The 18,690-nt window shown below is 61.9% G+C and carries 17 protein-coding genes and 1 tRNA gene; all 18 read right to left on the reverse strand.

All coding sequences use genetic code 11. The features are described from left to right. Positions 1-13 precede the first annotated feature (13 nt). Complete coding sequence (locus NCT05_RS10270; RefSeq protein ID WP_008341712.1) at positions 14-1,513, reverse strand: NADH-quinone oxidoreductase subunit M; 1,500 nt, start codon at positions 1,511-1,513, stop codon at positions 14-16. Positions 1,514-1,526: 13 nt separating this feature from the next. Further along, positions 1,527-3,596: an NADH-quinone oxidoreductase subunit L gene (nuoL, locus tag NCT05_RS10275; RefSeq protein WP_008341714.1), complete on the reverse strand. Its 2,070-nt coding sequence runs from the start codon at positions 3,594-3,596 to the stop codon at positions 1,527-1,529. Between the two features lie 17 nt (positions 3,597-3,613). Next, positions 3,614-3,919, reverse strand: coding sequence for an NADH-quinone oxidoreductase subunit NuoK (nuoK, locus tag NCT05_RS10280; protein ID WP_007588140.1), 306 nt, complete (start codon positions 3,917-3,919; stop codon positions 3,614-3,616). A 20-nt stretch (positions 3,920-3,939) separates the two neighbouring features. Next, positions 3,940-4,617 (reverse strand): NADH-quinone oxidoreductase subunit J, encoded by a 678-nt coding sequence (locus NCT05_RS10285; RefSeq protein ID WP_008341733.1) that lies wholly within the window; start codon positions 4,615-4,617, stop codon positions 3,940-3,942. Between the two features lie 154 nt (positions 4,618-4,771). Further along, positions 4,772-5,260, reverse strand: a complete 489-nt coding sequence (gene nuoI / locus NCT05_RS10290; RefSeq protein WP_008341734.1) for an NADH-quinone oxidoreductase subunit NuoI — start codon at positions 5,258-5,260, stop codon at positions 4,772-4,774. Positions 5,261-5,281: 21 nt separating this feature from the next. Continuing rightward, positions 5,282-6,346 (reverse strand): NADH-quinone oxidoreductase subunit NuoH, encoded by a 1,065-nt coding sequence (nuoH, locus tag NCT05_RS10295; RefSeq protein WP_008341736.1) that lies wholly within the window; start codon positions 6,344-6,346, stop codon positions 5,282-5,284. 2 nt (positions 6,347-6,348) lie between these two features. Beyond that, a complete protein-coding gene (gene nuoG / locus NCT05_RS10300; protein WP_250502221.1) occupies positions 6,349-8,688 on the reverse strand; it encodes an NADH-quinone oxidoreductase subunit NuoG in 2,340 nt (779 codons plus the stop codon). A gap of 59 nt (positions 8,689-8,747) precedes the next feature. After that, positions 8,748-10,070, reverse strand: a complete 1,323-nt coding sequence (gene nuoF / locus NCT05_RS10305) for an NADH-quinone oxidoreductase subunit NuoF (RefSeq protein ID WP_008341740.1) — start codon at positions 10,068-10,070, stop codon at positions 8,748-8,750. Next, positions 10,067-10,552 (reverse strand): NADH-quinone oxidoreductase subunit NuoE, encoded by a 486-nt coding sequence (gene nuoE / locus NCT05_RS10310; protein ID WP_008341741.1) that lies wholly within the window; start codon positions 10,550-10,552, stop codon positions 10,067-10,069. Before nuoE ends, nuoF begins: the two co-directional genes overlap by 4 nt. 150 nt (positions 10,553-10,702) lie before the next feature. Then, positions 10,703-11,956, reverse strand: coding sequence for an NADH-quinone oxidoreductase subunit D (locus NCT05_RS10315; protein WP_008341742.1), 1,254 nt, complete (start codon positions 11,954-11,956; stop codon positions 10,703-10,705). 9 nt (positions 11,957-11,965) lie between these two features. Then, complete coding sequence (locus tag NCT05_RS10320; RefSeq protein ID WP_008341743.1) at positions 11,966-12,568, reverse strand: NADH-quinone oxidoreductase subunit C; 603 nt, start codon at positions 12,566-12,568, stop codon at positions 11,966-11,968. Between the two features lie 22 nt (positions 12,569-12,590). Next, a complete protein-coding gene (locus tag NCT05_RS10325; protein WP_006052903.1) occupies positions 12,591-13,070 on the reverse strand; it encodes a NuoB/complex I 20 kDa subunit family protein in 480 nt (159 codons plus the stop codon). Positions 13,071-13,131: 61 nt separating this feature from the next. Beyond that, positions 13,132-13,491, reverse strand: coding sequence for an NADH-quinone oxidoreductase subunit A (locus NCT05_RS10330; RefSeq protein WP_008341784.1), 360 nt, complete (start codon positions 13,489-13,491; stop codon positions 13,132-13,134). A gap of 215 nt (positions 13,492-13,706) precedes the next feature. Continuing rightward, positions 13,707-13,791 (reverse strand) — tRNA-Leu (locus tag NCT05_RS10335). 127 nt (positions 13,792-13,918) lie between these two features. Next, on the reverse strand, positions 13,919-14,296 hold the full coding sequence (gene secG / locus NCT05_RS10340) for a preprotein translocase subunit SecG (protein WP_175983176.1): 378 nt from the start codon (positions 14,294-14,296) through the stop codon (positions 13,919-13,921). Positions 14,297-14,384: 88 nt separating this feature from the next. Then, positions 14,385-15,158 carry a triose-phosphate isomerase gene (gene tpiA / locus NCT05_RS10345; RefSeq protein ID WP_008341786.1) on the reverse strand — a complete coding sequence of 258 codons (774 nt, stop codon included), beginning with the start codon at positions 15,156-15,158 and terminating at the stop codon, positions 14,385-14,387. A 177-nt stretch (positions 15,159-15,335) separates the two neighbouring features. Then, on the reverse strand, positions 15,336-16,352 hold the full coding sequence (locus tag NCT05_RS10350; protein ID WP_034473898.1) for an NAD(P)H-quinone oxidoreductase: 1,017 nt from the start codon (positions 16,350-16,352) through the stop codon (positions 15,336-15,338). A gap of 190 nt (positions 16,353-16,542) precedes the next feature. After that, the gene (pnp, locus tag NCT05_RS10355; RefSeq protein WP_008341788.1) at positions 16,543-18,681 is read right to left on the reverse strand and encodes a polyribonucleotide nucleotidyltransferase; all 2,139 of its coding nucleotides are present in this window, start codon (positions 18,679-18,681) and stop codon (positions 16,543-16,545) included. Positions 18,682-18,690 lie beyond the last annotated feature (9 nt).

The following is an 18,690-nucleotide window of genomic DNA, read 5'->3' on the forward strand; positions in this document are numbered from 1 at the left end:
CCTCCGCACGACGTTACTGAGCCAGCGGCAGCTTGGACTGCGCGACGTGGGAGAGCAGGTTTGCCACGGATTCGTGCATCACGTCGGTAAAGGGCTTCGGATGCAGGCCCATGTACAGCGTGAACAGCGCAAGGATGGCGAGCATCAGGAATTCACGCCCGTTGATGTCCTTGAGCTTCGCGACGTGGTCGTTCGCGACCGCGCCGAAGTACACGCGCTTGTACATCCACAGCGTGTAGGCCGCGCCGAGGATCAGCGTGAACGTCGCGAGGAAAGCGATCCAGAAGTTGTACTTCACCGCCGCCAGAATCACCATGAATTCGCCGACGAAACCCGAGGTACCCGGAAGGCCGCAGTTGGCCATCGCGAAGAGCATCACGAATGCCGCGAACTTGGGCATCGTGTTCACGACGCCGCCGTAATCCGCGATCTGGCGCGAGTGCACGCGGTCGTACAGCACGCCGATCGAAAGGAACATCGCGCCCGATACGAAACCGTGCGAGATCATCTGGATGATCGCGCCTTCGACCGCGAGCTGGCTCGACGCACCGAACATGAAGAAGCCGAGCGTGACGAAGCCCATGTGCGCGATCGACGAATACGCGACGAGCTTCTTCATGTCGGACTGCACCATCGCGACGAGACCGATGTAGATCACCGCGATCAGCGACAGCGTGATGACCACCGGCGCGAGGAAATGGCTCGCGTCCGGCGCGATCGGCAGCGAGAAGCGCAGGAAACCGTACGCGCCGAGCTTCAGCATGATCGCCGCCAGCACGACCGAACCGCCCGTCGGCGCTTCGACGTGCGCGTCCGGCAGCCACGTGTGCACCGGCCACATCGGCACCTTCACGGCGAACGCCAGGAAGAACGCGATGAACAGCAGCACCTGCGGCGTCATGTCGAGCTTCGCGGCTTGCCACGTCGCCAGATCGAACGTGTGCGTCTGCGTGTAGAGGTACAGCAGCGCGACCAGCATCAGCAGCGAGCCGGCCAGCGTGTACAGGAAGAACTTGAACGCCGCATACACGCGGTTCGGGCCGCCCCACACGCCGATGATGATGTACATCGGAATGAGCGTGGCTTCGAAGAACACGTAGAACAGCAGGCCGTCCGCCGTCGAGAACACGCCGATCATGATGCCCGAGAGGATCAGGAACGCGGCCATGTACTGCGACACGCGCTCGGTGATCACTTCCCAGCCGGCGATCACGACGATCACCGTGATGAGCGCGGTCAGCACGACGAACCACATCGAGATGCCGTCGACGCCGAGGTGATACGTGATGTTGAAGCGCTCGATCCAGTTCGACTGTTCGACGAACTGCAGCGCGGCCGTCGACGTATCGAAGCCGGTGATGAGCGGAATCGTGACGATCAGCCCGAGCACCGAGCCGACCAGCGCGACCCAGCGCGCGGGCGCCGGGTTGCGGTCGTTACCAACTGCGAGCACGAGCAGGCCGAAAACGATCGGTAGCCAGATCGCGACACTGAGAATCGGAAAAGAGTGCATAGGATCCCTCGCCTTATTTGCCGCCGAGCGTCACAAACAGGGTCAAGAGCCCCAACATGCCGATAATCATGGCGAACGCGTAGTGATAGATGTAACCGGATTGAAGGAAGCGGATCACACCGGCGAACCAGCCCATGAACCGCGCACTGCCGTTGACGATGCCGTCGATGACGACCACATCGCCCTCTTTCCACAAGCCGCGGCCGATGGCGACAGCGCCCTTCGCGAACACGACCTCGTTGATCTTGTCGCAGTAGTACTTGTTGTCGAGCAGCACGTAGATCGGGCGGAACGTGCGCGCGACAACCGCTGGCAGGTCCGGACGCTTCATGTAGAAGAACCACGCGACGATCACGCCGAGCGCCGCGAGCCACACCGGACCCGGGGTGATGATGCCGTGCAGCGCCATCGCAATCCAGCCGTGGAACTCTTCGGCCATTTCCTTCAGGCCTTCGTGGTTCTCGGCGATGTAGATCACCTTGTCGAACACGACGCCGTGCGAGAAGAAGTCGCCGTAGATCATCGGGCCGATCATGATCGCGCCGATGATGATCGACGGAATCGCGAGCAGCACGAGCGGCAGCGTCACGACCCAAGGCGTTTCGTGCGGGACGTGAGCGTGTCCGTGACCGTGATCGTCGTGATGACCGTGCGAATCATGACCGTGGCCGTGCGCTTCCGCCTGGCCCATCGGCGAGTCGGGATGCTTCGGACCGCGGAAGCGCTCTTCGCCGTGGAACACCATGAAGTACATACGGAACGAGTACAGCGACGTGACGAACACGCTCGCGACCACCGCGAAATACGCGAAGCCCGAGCCCGCCAGATGCGAGTACTTCACGGCTTCGATGATCGAATCCTTCGAGTAGAAGCCCGAGAAGAACGGCGTGCCGATCAGCGCGAGCGAACCGATCAGCGATGTGATCCAGGTGATCGGCATGTACTTGCGCAGGCCGCCCATGTTGCGCATGTCCTGATCGTGGTGCATGCCGATGATGACCGAGCCCGCGCCGAGGAACAGCAGCGCCTTGAAGAACGCGTGCGTGCCGAGGTGGAACACGGCGACCGGATAAGCCGAGACGCCGAGCGCGACCGTCATGTAGCCGAGCTGCGAGAGCGTCGAGTACGCGACCACGCGCTTGATGTCGTTTTGCACGACGCCGAGGAAGCCCATGAACAAGGCCGTGATCGCGCCGATGACCGTCACGAACGAAAGCGCCGCATCCGAATGCTCGAAGAGCGGCGACATGCGCGTCACCATGAAGATGCCGGCCGTCACCATCGTTGCCGCGTGGATCAGCGCGGAGATCGGCGTCGGGCCTTCCATCGAGTCGGGCAGCCAGACGTGCAGCGGGAACTGCGCCGACTTGCCCATCGCGCCGATGAAGAGGCAAATGCACGCGACCGTCAGCAGACCCCATTGCGTGCCGGGGAACGTCATCGTCGCGAGCTTGTCGCCCTGCGCGAACACGTCGCCATAGTTCAGCGAACCGGCGAACGCGAGCAGCAGGCCGATGCCCAGCAGGAAGCCGAAGTCGCCCACGCGGTTCACGATGAACGCCTTCATGTTGGCGTAGATCGCGCTCTCACGCGTGAAGTAGAAGCCGATCAGCAGGTACGACACGAGGCCCACCGCTTCCCAGCCGAAGAACAGCTGCAGGAAGTTGTTGCTCATGACGAGCATCAGCATCGAGAACGTGAAGAGCGAGATGTACGAGAAGAAGCGCTCGTAGCCGACTTCCTCGTCCGCCATGTAGCCGATGGTGTAGATGTGCACCATCAGCGAGACGAAGGTCACGATGACCATCATCATCGCCGTGAGCGAGTCGACCAGGAAGCCGACTTCCATCTTCAGCGTGCCGACGCTCATCCATTCGTAGATGGTCGCGTTGAAGCTCGCGCCATGCATCACGTCGTTGAAGACGATCGCCGAAAGAATGAACGAGATGAAGACGCCGAGGATCGTGACGCGATGCGCGCCCTTGCGCCCTACCCATTTCGCGAACAGCCCCGCGATCAGACAGCCGGCAAGCGGCGCCAGCGGAACCGCGAGCAGGAGGTTTTCATTGAGTGTCGTGGACATAACAGCCTAGCCTGAAATTAACCTTTGAGCTGATCGAGGTCCTCGACGTTGATCGTGTCGAGGCTACGGAACAGGGTCACGAGAATCGCGAGACCGATCGCGGCTTCAGCGGCGGCGACAGTCAGCACGAAGAACACGAAGATCTGGCCGTGCACGTCGCCCAGATAGTGCGAGAACGCGACGAAATTGGTGTTCACCGCGAGCAGCATCAATTCGATGGCCATCAGGATGATGATGACGTTGCGGCGGTTCAGGAAGATGCCGACGATGCTGATCGCAAAGAGGATCGCACCGAGCACGAGGTAATGGGCAAGACTCAACATATTCGATTTCTCCTTCGCGCTCAGCCCTTGTTGTCGACCGTGCCCGCGCCGATGTTGCCGGTCACGGCAGGTTCCGTGGAGGCGTCGGGCGCCTGCGTTTCGGCCTGCATCTTCACGAGGCGCACGCGGTCTTCGCGGCGCACCTTGACCTGCTGGCTGACGGTTTGGGTCTTCTTGTCCTTCTTGTCGCGGATCGTGAGCGAGATCGCCGCGATGATCGCAACCAGCAGCACGAGGCCGGCGATTTCGAACGCGAAGATGTAGTCGGTGTAGATGACCTTGCCGATCAGTTGCGTGTTCGACATCGCCGCTGCGCCCGTCACCGCCGTCGACGTTTCGGGTGTGATCGTGCCGCCGTAGCCGTGCCAAAGGATCAGCGCGGTCTCGATCACGATGATCGCGCCGACGATGCTCGCGAGCGGCACGAAGCGCCTGAAATCCTTGCGCAGGACATCGATGTTGATGTCGAGCATCATGACGACGAACAGGAACAGCACCATCACGGCGCCGACATATACGAGAACCAGCAGAATCGCGAGGAATTCGGCTTGCAGCAGCATCCAGATCGCGGCCGCGTTGAAGAACGCGAGCACGAGGAAGAGCGCGGACGACACCGGGTTGCGCGAAGTGATCACCTTCAGCGCGGAAACGACCAGCAGCAGCGCGAAGATATAGAACAGTACGGTTGTGAATTCCATGATTACCGGTTCATCGTTAGGCCATCATCAGGCATGGTGTGTCGGCGCTTTCGGACAGGAGCCGCCCTCGGCGCGCGCCGCAGTGTGCCAAACAGCAACAACAAAATCGCTACGGTGCGATGCCGGAACATGAGGCTCGGGCATCGGACGCATATCAACGATAAGGCGCGTCGGCCGCCTTCGATGCGGCGATTTCCGTTTCGTAGCGATCGCCCACCGCAAGCAGCATGTCCTTCGTGAAATACAGGTCGCCGCGCTTTTCGCCGTGATATTCGAGGATGTGCGTTTCGACGATCGAATCGACCGGGCAGCTCTCCTCGCAGAAACCGCAGAAGATGCACTTGGTCAGGTCGATGTCGTAACGCGTGGTGCGACGGGTGTTGTCCGCGCGCGTTTCCGATTCGATCGTGATCGCCATCGCCGGGCACACCGCTTCGCACAGCTTGCAGGCGATGCAGCGCTCTTCGCCGTTCTCATAGCGGCGCAGCGCGTGCAGACCGCGAAAACGCGGCGAGATCGGCGTCTTTTCTTCCGGGAACTGCACCGTGATCTTGCGCTGGAACGTGTAACGTCCCGTCAGCGCAAGACCCTTGAGCAACTCGGTCAGGAAGAAGGTCTTAAAGAAGTTCTGAATAGCATTCATGATGTTTTCGTCCGCGCTCGCTTACTTCCAGATGTTGAGCGGCGACATGATCCAGAAACCGACCACGACCACCCAGATCACCGACACCGGCAGGAACACCTTCCAGCCCAGGCGCATGATCTGGTCGTAGCGGTAACGCGGGAATGTCGCGCGCGCCCAGATGAAGACCGACAGCAGCAGGAAAACCTTGAAAACGAACCAGAATACGCCCGGAATGAACGACAGGAAGCCGAACGGTGCATCCCAGCCGCCGAGGAACAGCGTCGCTGCGATCGCCGAGATCACGATCATGTTGATGTACTCGGCGAGGAAGAACAGCGCGAACGCCATGCCCGAGTAATCGATCATGTGACCGGCGACGATTTCCGATTCGCCTTCCACCACGTCGAACGGGTGACGGTTCGTTTCCGCGATGCCCGAGATGAAGTACACGACGAACATCGGCAAAAGTGGCAGCCAGTTCCACGACAGGAAGTTGATGCCCCAGCCCGCGAACATGCCGCGCTGCTGCGAGTGCACGATGTCGGACATGTTCAGCGTGCCCGCGACCATCAGCACCACGACGAGCGCGAAGCCCATCGAGATTTCGTAGGACACCATCTGCGCCGCGGCGCGCATCGCGCCGAGAAACGCGTACTTCGAGTTCGACGCCCAACCCGCCAGAATCACGCCGTATACGCCGATCGACGAAATCGCCATGATGTACAGCAGACCCGCGTTGATGTCGCCGAGCACCGCTTTCGCCTGGAACGGGATCACCGCCCACACGGCGAACGCCGGCACCACGGTCATGATCGGTGCGATCACATAGATCCACTTGCTCGCAGCCGTCGGCTGGATGACTTCCTTGAGCAGAAGCTTCAGCACGTCGGCGATCGGCTGCAGCAAGCCTGCGGGGCCGACGCGGTTCGGGCCGAGACGCACGTGCATCCAGCCGATGAGCTTGCGTTCCCAGAGAATCAGGTAGGCCACGCACAGCAGGATGACCACCGAAACCACCAGGATGCGGACCACCGCCCACACCGTCGGCCATGCGACGCCCAGAAGCTGCGTGCCGCCTGCGTTGATCGTATCGAACAAGCCCATTTTTACGCCTTCTCCACTACCAGTTCACCGAACAGGCCGCCGAGCGCGGCGCCAGCCGTCGTGCCCGCCGACACGCGGACCACCGATTCCGCGAGATTCGCATCGCGGATCGCGGGCAACGTCACCGACAGATTGCCTTGGCGAATACGCACTGCTTCGCCATCCTTCAGACCGAGCTTGTCGAAGAGCGCGGTCGGAAGGCCCGCCACGTTCGCATCGCGTGCGGCTGCCGTCAAATGCAACGAGGGCGCGCGACGCACGAGCGCATCGGCGTGATAGATCGGTACATCGGCGAGACGCTGCAAGCCGCTGCCGTTCAACACGACGTTCGATGCAGCGCGCTTGGCCTGCACTGTCGTCTTGTTCGACAGACGCGCGGTCAGATCGCCCGTACCCAACGCCGCGACACGCACTTCGTCAGCAGTGTCGAACTCGAAACCCGGCAGGCCGAGAATCGTGCCCAGCACGCGCAACACCTTCCAGCCCGGACGCGTCTCGCCCAGCGCGCGCACGACGCCATTGAACGACTGAGCGGTGCCTTCCGCGTTGACGAACGTGCCCGACGTTTCCGTGAACGGCGCGATCGGCAGCAGCACGTCCGCGTAGTCCATGCCGTGCTTGAACGGCGACATCACGACGACCATTTCCGCTGCCTTGAGCGCGGCGATGGCTTGCGCCGGATTGGCCGTATCGAATTCCGGTTCCGCGTTGAAGAGCACGTAGCCCTTGCGCGGCTGCTCGAACACTTCGCGCGCGTTGAGACCGCCCTCGCCCGGCAATGCATCGACGAGATGCGCGCCGACCGAGTTCGCCCCTTCCGTGAGGAAGCCGAGCGTCGCGCCGGTATTGTCGGCGATCCACTGGGCGGCCGCCTGAATCTGCGCGAAATCCGGATGCTGAACCGCGAGGTTGCCGAGCAGCACGACGCGCTGTTCGCCCGCCGACAGCGACGCCGCGACGTCCTTCGCCGCGGCCGACACTTCGCGACCCGCGAATGCGTCCGGCAGCGCGACGCCGCGCGCTTCCGAAACCGCCGCAGCGATGCCCGCAAGCTGATCGAGCCACGCCGACGGCGCCGCGACCAGGCGATGCGCGGTCGGGATCAGCGAGTCGTCGTTGCTTGCGTTGAGGAACGTGAGCTTCGCGCCGTTTTTCGCGGCCTGACGCAGACGCGCGGCAAACAGCGGATGATCGCGACGCAGGAACGAGCCGATGACGAACGCAGTGTCGATAGTCGACAGATTCGCGATCTTCGTGCCGAGCCACGGCGCGCCGACGCCGACCGGCGCCGAGAAATCGTTCTGACGCAGACGGAAATCGACGTTCGGCGTGCCGACGCCTTCAGCCAGCGTCTTCAGCAGATGCAGTTCTTCGACCGTGCTGTGCGGCGTGGCCAAAGCGGCGATGGCATTCGCGCCGTGATCCGCCTTGATGCCCTTCAGACCCTTCGCGACGTACTCGAGCGCGGTCTGCCAGTCGGTTTCGATCCAGTTGCCGCCCTGCTTCAGCATCGGCGCGGTGAGACGCTCGTCGCTGTTCAGGCCTTCGTACGAGAAGCGGTCCTTGTCGGAGATCCAGCATTCGTTGATGGCTTCGTTCTCCATCGGCAGAACGCGCATCACGCGGTTGTTCTTCACCTGCACCACGAGGTTCGCGCCGACGGAATCGTGCGGGCTCACCGACTTGCGGCGCGACAGTTCCCATGTACGGGCGCTGTAGCGGAACGGCTTGCTCGTCAACGCGCCGACCGGGCACAGGTCGATCATGTTGCCCGACAGCTCCGAATCCACGGTCTTGCCGACGAACGACGTGATTTCCGAATGCTCGCCACGGCCCAGCATGCCGAGCTCCATCACGCCGGCGACTTCCTGGCCGAAGCGCACGCAGCGCGTGCAGTGGATGCAGCGCGACATCTCTTCCATCGAGATGAGCGGACCGACGTTCTTGTGGAACACCACGCGCTTTTCTTCGCTATAGCGCGACTGCGACTTGCCGTAACCGACGGCCAGATCCTGCAATTGGCACTCGCCGCCCTGATCGCAAATCGGGCAATCGAGCGGGTGGTTGATCAGCAGGAATTCCATCACCGACTGTTGGGCCTTCACGGCCTTGTCCGACGTCGTGCGGACGATCATGCCGTTCGATACCGGCGTGGCGCAGGCGGGAACGGCCTTCGGCATCTTTTCGACTTCGACGAGGCACATCCGGCAGTTCGCCGCGATCGACAGTTTCTTGTGATAGCAGAAGTGAGGGATGTACGTATCGACCTTGTGCGCAGCCTGGATCACCATGCTGCCTTCAGGCACCTCGACCGCCTTGCCGTCAATTTCTAGTTCAACCATGATGGATAAAGATCCTCAACCCTTCTCGAGCGTTGTCGCGCATCTGACTGCGCGCCTGATTACGCGGTAAGCGCTTCGGACGGCGCGTGATGCGCGTGCCCGCCGACGAGACAATGCTTGTGCTCGACGTGATATTCGAATTCGTCCCAGAAGTGCTTGAGCATGCCGCGCACGGGCATCGCCGCTGCATCGCCGAGCGCGCAGATCGTACGGCCCATGATGTTCTCGGCGACCGAGTTCAGCAGATCCAGATCTTCCTTGCGGCCGAGACCGTGCTCGATGCGATGCACGACGCGATACAGCCAGCCCGTGCCCTCACGGCACGGCGTGCATTGGCCGCACGACTCTTCATAGTAGAAGTACGACAGGCGCAACAGCGAGCGCACCATGCAGCGCGTTTCGTTCATCACGATGACCGCGCCCGAGCCCAGCATCGAGCCGGCCTTCGCGATCGAGTCGTAGTCCATGTCGGTCGCGAGCATCATGTCGCCCGGCACGACCGGCGCGGACGAGCCGCCCGGAATCACGGCCTTGATCGACTTGCCGCGCACGCCGCCCGCCAGTTCCATCAGCGTCGAGAACGGCGTGCCGAGCGGAATCTCGTAGTTGCCCGGACGGTTCACATCGCCCGAGACGGAGAAAATCTTCGTGCCGCCGTTGTTCGGCTTGCCGATCTCGAGGTAATTCTGCGGGCCGATTTCCAGCAGGAACGGCACCGCCGCGAACGTCTCGGTGTTGTTGATCGTGGTCGGCTTGCCGTACACGCCGAAGCTCGCCGGGAACGGCGGCTTGAAGCGCGGCTGGCCCTTCTTGCCTTCGAGCGATTCGAGCAGCGCGGTTTCTTCACCGCAGATGTACGCGCCGTAACCATGGTGCGCGTACAGCTCGAACGAGAAACCCGAGCCCAGGATGTTCGCGCCCAGATAGCCGGCCTGACGCGCTTCTTCGAGCGCCGCTTCGAACACGCGATAGACTTCGAAAATCTCGCCGTGGATATAGTTGTAGCCGACGGTGATGCCCATTGCATACGCGCCGATGGCCATGCCTTCGATCAGCGCGTGCGGATTCCAGCGCAGGATGTCGCGATCCTTGAACGTGCCCGGCTCGCCTTCGTCCGAATTGCAGACGAGATACTTCTGCCCCGGAAACTGACGCGGCATGAAGCTCCACTTCAGGCCGGTCGGAAAGCCCGCGCCGCCGCGGCCGCGCAGACCCGACGCCTTGACGTCGGCGATCACCTGCTCGGGTGGAATCTTTTCTTCGAGAATGCGGCGCAACTGCTTGTAGCCGCCGCGCGCGACGTAATCTTCGAGATGCCAGTTCTCGCCATTGAGGCCAGCGAGGATCAGCGGCTTGATGTGACGATCGTGGAGTGACGTCATTTCGAAAGTTCCTCGATCAACTGGTCGATCTTCTCGCGGCTCATGAAGCTGCACATGCGATGGTTGTTCACGAGCAGCACAGGTGCGTCGCCGCACGCGCCGAAGCACTCGCCTTCTTTTAGCGTGAACTTGCCGTCGGGCGTGGTCTCGCCGAAATCGATTCCAAGCTTCTGCTTGAGATATTCGGCAGCGCTGTCCGAACCGCCATCCGGGCCGAGCTGGCAGGGCAGATTCGTGCAGAGCGTGATCTTGTGCTTGCCGACCGGCTTCAGCTCGTACATCGTGTAGAACGTGGCGACTTCCTGCACCGCGACCGGCGGCATGCTCAGGTAATCGGCCACGAACTGCATGATTTCGGGCGAGAGCCAACCATGCTCTTCCTGAGCGACAGCGAGCGCCGCCATCACCGCCGATTGCTTTTGCTCGGCGGGATACTTCGCGACCGCGCGATCGATTTCTTTCAGGCCTTCAGCTGAGATCATTTTCAGACACGACTCTTTCAATTCCTACCGAACGAAAACCTGCCGCGCCCTTCGTATTGCGGCAGACCTGGCGTTCCTGCGGGTTCCTGTTATTGCTTTCGCGTTTCTTGCGCAGCGGCTCGGCGAGCCGACCGCGCAGGCGCCGATGAATCAGCGATCGATCTCGCCGAACACGATGTCTTGCGTACCGATGATCGTCACTGCGTCGGCGATCATGTGGCCTCGCGCCATTTCATCGAGCGCTGCGAGGTGTGCATAGCCCGGCGCGCGAATCTTCAGGCGATACGGCTTGTTCGCGCCATCCGAGATCAGGTAGATGCCGAACTCGCCCTTCGGATGCTCGACCGCAGCGTACGTTTCGCCTTCCGGCACATGGAAGCCTTCGGTAAAGAGCTTGAAATGGTGAATCAGCTCTTCCATGTTGCTCTTCATGCCGACGCGCGACGGCGGTGCAACCTTGTGATTATCGACCATCACAGGGCCAGGATTCTTGCGCAGCCACGCAATGCACTGTTTGGCGATGCGCGTCGACTGGCGCATTTCTTCCACGCGCACCAGATAGCGGTCGTAGCAGTCGCCGTTCACGCCGACGGGGATGTCGAAGTCGAGCTGATCGTACACTTCGTACGGCTGCTTCTTGCGCAAGTCCCACTCGATGCCCGAGCCGCGCAGCATCGCGCCGCTCAAGCCCATCTGCAACGCGCGCTCCGGGCTCACCACGCCGATGCCCACGAGACGCTGCTTCCAGATGCGGTTGTCGGTGAGCAGCGTTTCGTACTCGTCGACACAGCCCGGGAAACGATTGAAGAAGTCCTCGATGAAGTCGAGCAACGAGCCCTGACGGTTCTCGTTCATCTTGTCGAGCGCCTTCGCGTTGCGGATCTTCGACGCCTTGTATTGCGGCATCGCGTCCGGCAGATCGCGATAGACGCCGCCCGGACGATAGTACGCCGCGTGCATGCGCGCACCCGACACCGCCTCGTAGACGTCCATCAGATCTTCGCGCTCGCGGAACGCGTAAAGGAAGACCGCCATCGCGCCGACGTCGAGCGCGTGCGAGCCGATCCACATCAGATGGTTCAGCACGCGCGTGATTTCGTCGAACAGCACACGGATGTATTTCGCGCGGATCGGCACGTCGATGCCGAGCAGCTTCTCGATAGCGAGCACGTAGCCGTGCTCGTTGACCATCATCGACACATAGTCGAGACGGTCCATGTACGGCACGGACTGCAGGAAGGTCTTGGTCTCGGCGAGCTTCTCGGTCGCGCGATGCAGCAGACCGATGTGCGGGTCGGCGCGCTGGATCACTTCGCCGTCGAGTTCCAGCACGAGGCGCAGCACGCCGTGCGCTGCCGGGTGCTGCGGGCCAAAGTTCAGCGTGTAATTCTTGATCTCTGCCATGGCGTTCTCTTAATGTTTCAGACCGCCATAGCGATCTTCGCGAATCACGCGCGGCGTGATTTCGCGCGGTTCGATCGTCACGGGCTGGTACACCACGCGCTTCTCTTCCGGGTCGTAGCGCATTTCGACGTAGCCGGAAATCGGGAAGTCCTTGCGGAACGGATGACCGATGAAACCATAGTCCGTGAGAATGCGGCGCAGATCGGGATGGCCTTCGAATACGATGCCATAGAGGTCGAACGCTTCGCGCTCGTACCAGTTCGCCGACGTCCAGATATCGACCACCGAAGCCACGATGGGCACTTCGTCGTCCGGAGCGAATACGCGCACGCGCACGCGCCAGTTGTGCGTGATCGAGAGAAGATGACTGACTGCCGCGAAACGCGGACCGTCGTAGACGCCGTCGCCATACGTCGAATAATCGACGCCGGAGAGGTCCATGAGCTGCTCGAAGCGCAGCGACGGGTCATCGCGCAACTGCTTGCAGACGTCCAGATAGTCGGCCGCCTTGACGACGACCGTCACCTGACCCAGCGACTCGGTAATGCTCTGGAGACGGCCGCCAAACGCCGTCTCGAGGTTCGCTTTGAGGGTCTCGAGTTTGCTTGCCATAGTTTGGGGGAGACTCAGGCCCTTACTGACGGGCGATGGTGTTGGTGCGGCGAATCTTCGCCTGCAACTGGATCACGCCGTAGACCAGCGCCTCGGCGGTCGGAGGACAACCGGGAACGTAGACGTCGACCGGGACGATCCGGTCGCAGCCGCGCACGACGGAATACGAATAGTGATAGTAGCCGCCGCCGTTCGCGCACGAGCCCATGGAGATGACCCAGCGCGGCTCGGCCATCTGGTCGTACACCTTACGAAGCGCGGGCGCCATTTTGTTGCAGAGCGTGCCGGCGACGATCATCACGTCCGACTGGCGCGGGCTCGGGCGGAACACCACGCCGAAACGGTCCAGGTCGTAACGGGCGGCGCCCGCGTGCATCATCTCGACCGCGCAGCATGCGAGACCGAACGTCATCGGCCACAGGGAGCCGGTGCGCGTCCAGTTGATGAGCTTGTCAGCCGTGGTGGTGACAAAGCCTTCCTTCAAGACCCCTTCGATACTCATTTGTTTTCCACTCCAGATGAGCAGCCAGCCAAAGCCGCCCATGAATCCGGTGATCTAACTGTCATTCCCAGTCGAGTCCGCCCTTTCTCCAGATGTAGGCGAAACCGAGCAAAAATTCGAGCAGAAAAATCATCATCGCGATGAAACCAGGCCAGCCGATATCGCGCAGGGAAACACCCCACGGGAACAGGAACGCCGTCTCAAGGTCGAAAATGATGAAAAGAATCGCGACGAGATAGTAACGCACATCGAACTTCATACGCGCGTCTTCGAACGCTTCGAAGCCGCATTCGTACGGCGCGTTTTTCTCGGTGTCGGGCTTGTTGGGACCGAGGATCTTGCCAATGCTGACCAACGCTATACCTAAACCAAGGCCCACCAGAAGAAACAAGAAGACGGGGTAATAGGGTGCGAGGTTCAAGGCTATCCTCAGATCGGTAGATGTGGCCTGTAATTGATTGGGGCGCTTCAGCCGGGACGGACCACCCGGCAGGAGATATCACTTGGGACCGCTCACGATATCAGCACAACGTGACAACCGCTTTGATGTTGTCGATGCCGCCGCAAAAACGTAAGCGTACTCCAGAAGTGACAATGCCAGCCGAAGCGATGCAAGCGGCTGGCATTGGATAACTTTGGTGCCGACGGCGAGACTCGAACTCGCACAGCTTTCGCCACTACCCCCTCAAGATAGCGTGTCTACCAATTTCACCACGTCGGCACTGTACTGCAATCCGGGAAAACTACTTCTTAATTGCCGCGAATCGCTTCAAGACTTGAATTATAACTGGGCCCTTGGAATTGTTCAACGCACAAAATGCAAAATCCGCGAAAAATCTGTTCCGTCGTTATTTGGGCACGTCAGCGCCCGGCGCCGACGATGCAACCGGTGCCGACACAGGCGCAGACGCTCCTGATGCGGCCACGGCCGGAGCCGATGCCGGCACAGGAGCCGCACCGCCCAACACACCCGCGGACGTCTGCGGCTTATAGCTTCCGAGATAGGTCAGCGCCAGCGTCGTCACGAAGAAGATCGCGGCGAGAATGGCCGTGGTACGCGACAGGAAGTTGGCCGAGCCCGTCGCACCGAACAGACTGCCCGATGCGCCGCTGCCGAACGCCGCGCCCATGTCCGCGCCCTTGCCGTGCTGGAGCAGCACGAGGCCGATTACACCCAACGCCGACAGCAACTGAACGACGATAATCAATGTCTTCAAATACAGCATTTCAACTCACCCGATTCCTGATGTTTCCGTGACACCTTCGTGTCGCACTATGCTCTTTCGCCTGCCCTGCCCGCTCGCCGTTCGACGCTCAATGCGTCACGGTTTGCGCCGCCCGGCAGATCGCCAGAAAATCTTTCGACTTCAGCGACGCGCCGCCAATCAGCCCGCCGTCGATGTCTTTCTGCCCGAACAGCTCTTCCGCGTTTTCCGGCTTCACGCTGCCGCCATATAAGAGCGGCACGTTCGCAACCGTTGCGCCCTTCTCCAGCAGCTTGTGACGCAGAAACGCATGAACATCCTGCGCCTGCCCCGGCCGCGCGGTCTTGCCCGTACCGATCGCCCAGACCGGTTCGTACGCGACCACGATGCCCGCCGCCTGCTCTTCCGTGAGCGCCTGCAACACGGCTTCGAGTTGCGTGCCGATGATCCGCTCCGTCGTGCCCGCCTCACGTTCTTCCAGCGTCTCGCCGACACAGACGATCGGCGTAAGGCCCGCTTCGATCGCGCGCTGCGCTTTCGACGCAACGAGTTCCGGACTTTCGCGATGATACGCGCGTCGCTCCGAATGCCCGACGATCGCGTACGTGACGCCGAAGTCCGCCGCCATCTCGGCCGCGACTTCGCCGGTGAACGCACCGCCCGTATGCGCCGACACGTCCTGAATGCCCCAGCGCACCACCGAGCCGCTGAGCAGCGCTTGCGATTGCGCGAGATACGGACACGGCACGCACACGCCGACGCTCACGCCCTTCTGCAAAGCCGATGCGCCCGCGGCGACCTCGATCAGCAAGGTCGCATTTTCTCCGATGCGGCCGTGCATCTTCCAGTTGCCCACCACCAGTTTCGCTCGTTCTCTGGACATATGTCTCGTCAGTCGGTGGCGGCTTGTTGCATGCACGTGGTCAGCCGCCCTGTTATAAGAATGAACCGCTACGAACCGCAAACTGCCTGCAAAACAGGCGATTTTACTGTGTTACGACGAAACCGGTCAAACCATCAAAAGCGAGCCGCAACATGAAACGCTCGCTCCCGGCGAATTTCACGCGTCGTCGCGCCAGTCGAGCACGATCTTGCCGACGTGCGTACTGCTTTCCATCAGTGCGTGCGCGGCGGCTGCATCGCGCGCCGGGAACACCTGATGGATCACCGGCTTGATGCGCCCCGCCTCGATTTCCGGCCAGACGCGCTCCTTCAGCTTCGCCGCGAGCTTCGCCTTGAATGCGACGGGACGCGGACGCAGCGTCGAACCCGTGATGACGAGACGCCGGCGCAGCACGTCGTTCAGATTGATCTCCGCCTTCGCGCCGCCGAGCAGCGCAATCACGCAGATGCGCCCGCCGTCGGCAAGCGCCTTGAGCTCGCGCTGGAGATAGTCGCCAGCGACCATATCCAGAATGACGTCGACGCCGCGATCGTTCGTCAGCGACTTCACCACTTCGACGAAATCTTCCGTCTTGTAGTTGATCGCCCGCTCCGCGCCGAGCGCTTCGCACGCGCGGCACTTTTCATCGGTGCCGGCCGTGGCGAACACGCGAAAGCCGAGCGCTTTGGCGATCTGAATCGCCGTCACGCCAATGCCGCTCGACCCGCCCTGCACGAGCAGCGTTTCTTCCTCGCCGTTCTCGCCCGCGCCCAACTGACCGCGTTCGAACACGTTGCTCCACACCGTGAAGAACGTCTCCGGCAAGGATGCCGCCTCGATGTCCGACAGACCCTTCGGCACCGGCAGACACTGTTCGAGCGGGGCCACCGCGTATTCGGCGTATCCGCCGCCCGCGAGCAGCGCGCACACGCGATCGCCTTTTTTCAGACCGAACGGGTTGTGCTTCGGATCGAAATCGCCATCGACGATTTCACCGGCAACCTCCAGCCCCGGGAGATCCGACGCGCCCGGCGGCGGCGCATAAGCGCCCTTGCGCTGGAACACGTCCGGCCGGTTGACGCCGGAAGCGGCCACCTTGATCAACACCTCGCACTTGCCCGGCGCAGGCGTCGGACGCTCGCCGAGTTTGAGAACTTCGGGTGCGCCGAACTCAGTGATTTCGATGGCCTTCATATGCTCTCCCTGTGCCGCCCAGAGTTAGTGTGCATCCGAACCGGATGGCACTGCGCGCGCCTCGAAGCAATCCGCGCTCCACACACTGCCATCGAGTCCGATGACGCGTCGGACAATGCATAGCGTCCCAAGCGTCATACATGAAAACGGCCGGCTCGCTGAAGCGGCCGGCCGTCTACACATTACCGCATTACTGCTGCGGGTGCGTCGGTTCTGCCTGCTGCGCGCCTTCGTTCAGAAGCGCCTTCGCCGACAGACGCACACGACCCTTTTCGTCCGTCTGGATGACCTTGACCTTCACGATCTGGCCTTCCTTCAGATAGTCGTTGATGTCCTTCACGCGCTCGTTGACGATCTCAGAGATGTGCAGCAGACCGTCCTTGCCCGGCAGAATGTTCACGATCGCGCCGAAATCGAGCAGCTTGAGCACCGGGCCTTCGTAGACCTGGCCGACTTCCACTTCCGCCGTGATGTTCTCGATGCGCTTCTTCGCGTCGGCCATGCCTTCCGCGCTCGTGCTCGCGATCGTCACGACGCCGTCGTCCGAAATGTCGATGGTCGTGCCGGTTTCTTCCGTCAGCGCGCGGATCACCGAACCGCCCTTGCCGATCACGTCGCGGATCTTCTCCGGATTGATCTTGATGGTGATCATGCGCGGCGCGTAGTCCGACAGTTCCGTGTTCGTCGTCGGAACGGCGGCGGTCATCTTGCCGAGGATGTGCATGCGGCCTTCCTTGGCCTGCGCCAGCGCGACCTGCATGATTTCCTTCGTGATGCCCTGGATCTTGATGTCCATCTGCAGCGCCGTGACGCCCTGCGACGTGCCGGCCACCTTGAAGTCCATGTCGCCGAGGTGATCTTCGTCGCCGAGGATGTCGGTCAGAACCGCGAACTTGTTGCCTTCGAGGATCAGGCCCATCGCGATGCCCGCGACGTGCGCCTTCATCGGCACGCCGGCGTCCATCAGCGCGAGGCAGCCGCCGCAGACGGAAGCCATCGACGACGAACCGTTCGATTCAGTGATTTCCGACACGACGCGAATCGAATAGCCGAACTCGTCGGCGCTCGGCAGGCACGCGACCAGCGCGCGCTTCGCCAGACGGCCGTGGCCGATTTCGCGGCGCTTCGGCGAACCGACGCGGCCGGTTTCGCCCGTCGCGAACGGCGGCATGTTGTAGTGAAGCATGAAGCGCTCGCGGTATTCGCCTTCGAGTGCGTCGATGCTTTGCTCATCGCCCTTCGTGCCGAGCGTCGCGACGACGAGCGCCTGCGTTTCGCCGCGCGTGAAGAGCGCCGAGCCGTGCGTGCGCGGCAATACGCCCGTACGAATTTCGATCGGACGGACGGTGCGCGTGTCGCGGCCGTCGATGCGCGGCTCGCCGTTCAGGATCTGCGTGCGGACGATCTTCGCTTCGATATCGAACAGGACGTTGCCGACCGTCGCCGCATCGGCCGCGACCGTGCCGCCCGTCGCGGCTTCTTCCGCCAGCTTCGCCGACGTCGCCGCGTAGACTTCCTTCAGCTTGGCCGAGCGCGCCTGCTTGTTGCGCAACTGATAAGCCGCTTCGAGTTCCGGCTTGGCGATTTCCGTGACGCGCGCGATGAGCGCTTCGTTCTTCGGCGCCGGCTGCCAGTCCCACTCGGGCTTGCCGCCTTCGCGCACGAGTTCATGGATCGCGTCGATGGCGGTCTGCATCTGCTCGTGGCCGAAAACGACCGCGCCGAGCATCACTTCTTCGGAGAGCTGCTGCGCTTCCGATTCGACCATCAGCACCGCGCGCTCCGTGCCCGCGACGACCAGATCGAGCGCCGATTCCTTCATCTGCGGGCGCGTCGGGTTCAGCACGTACTCGTTGTTGATGTACGCGACACGTGCCGCGCCGACCGGACCGTTGAACGGCAGTCCCGACACGGCGAGCGCGGCGGACGCGCCGATCAGCGCCGGAATGTCGGCCGGAACATCCGGGTTCAGCGACAGGACGTGGATCACGACCTGAACTTCGTTATAGAAGCCTTCCGGGAACAGCGGACGCAGCGGGCGGTCGATCAGACGCGAAATCAGCGTTTCGCCTTCCGACGGACGGCCTTCGCGGCGGAAGAAGCCGCCCGGGATCTTGCCGGCGGCATAGGTCTTTTCGAGGTAGTCGACGGTCAGCGGGAAGAAGTCCTGGCCCGGCTTGGCGGTCTTCGCGCCGACGACGGTTGCGAGCACGACGGTATCTTCGACATCGACGATCACCGCGCCGCTCGCCTGACGGGCGATTTCACCCGTTTCGAGGCGGACGTTGTGCTGTCCCCACTTGAACTCTTTGACGATCTTATTGAACATTTCGACTCC

The organism is Caballeronia sp. AZ7_KS35, from assembly GCF_023631045.1.
Taxonomy (GTDB): Bacteria; Pseudomonadota; Gammaproteobacteria; order Burkholderiales; family Burkholderiaceae; genus Caballeronia; species Caballeronia zhejiangensis.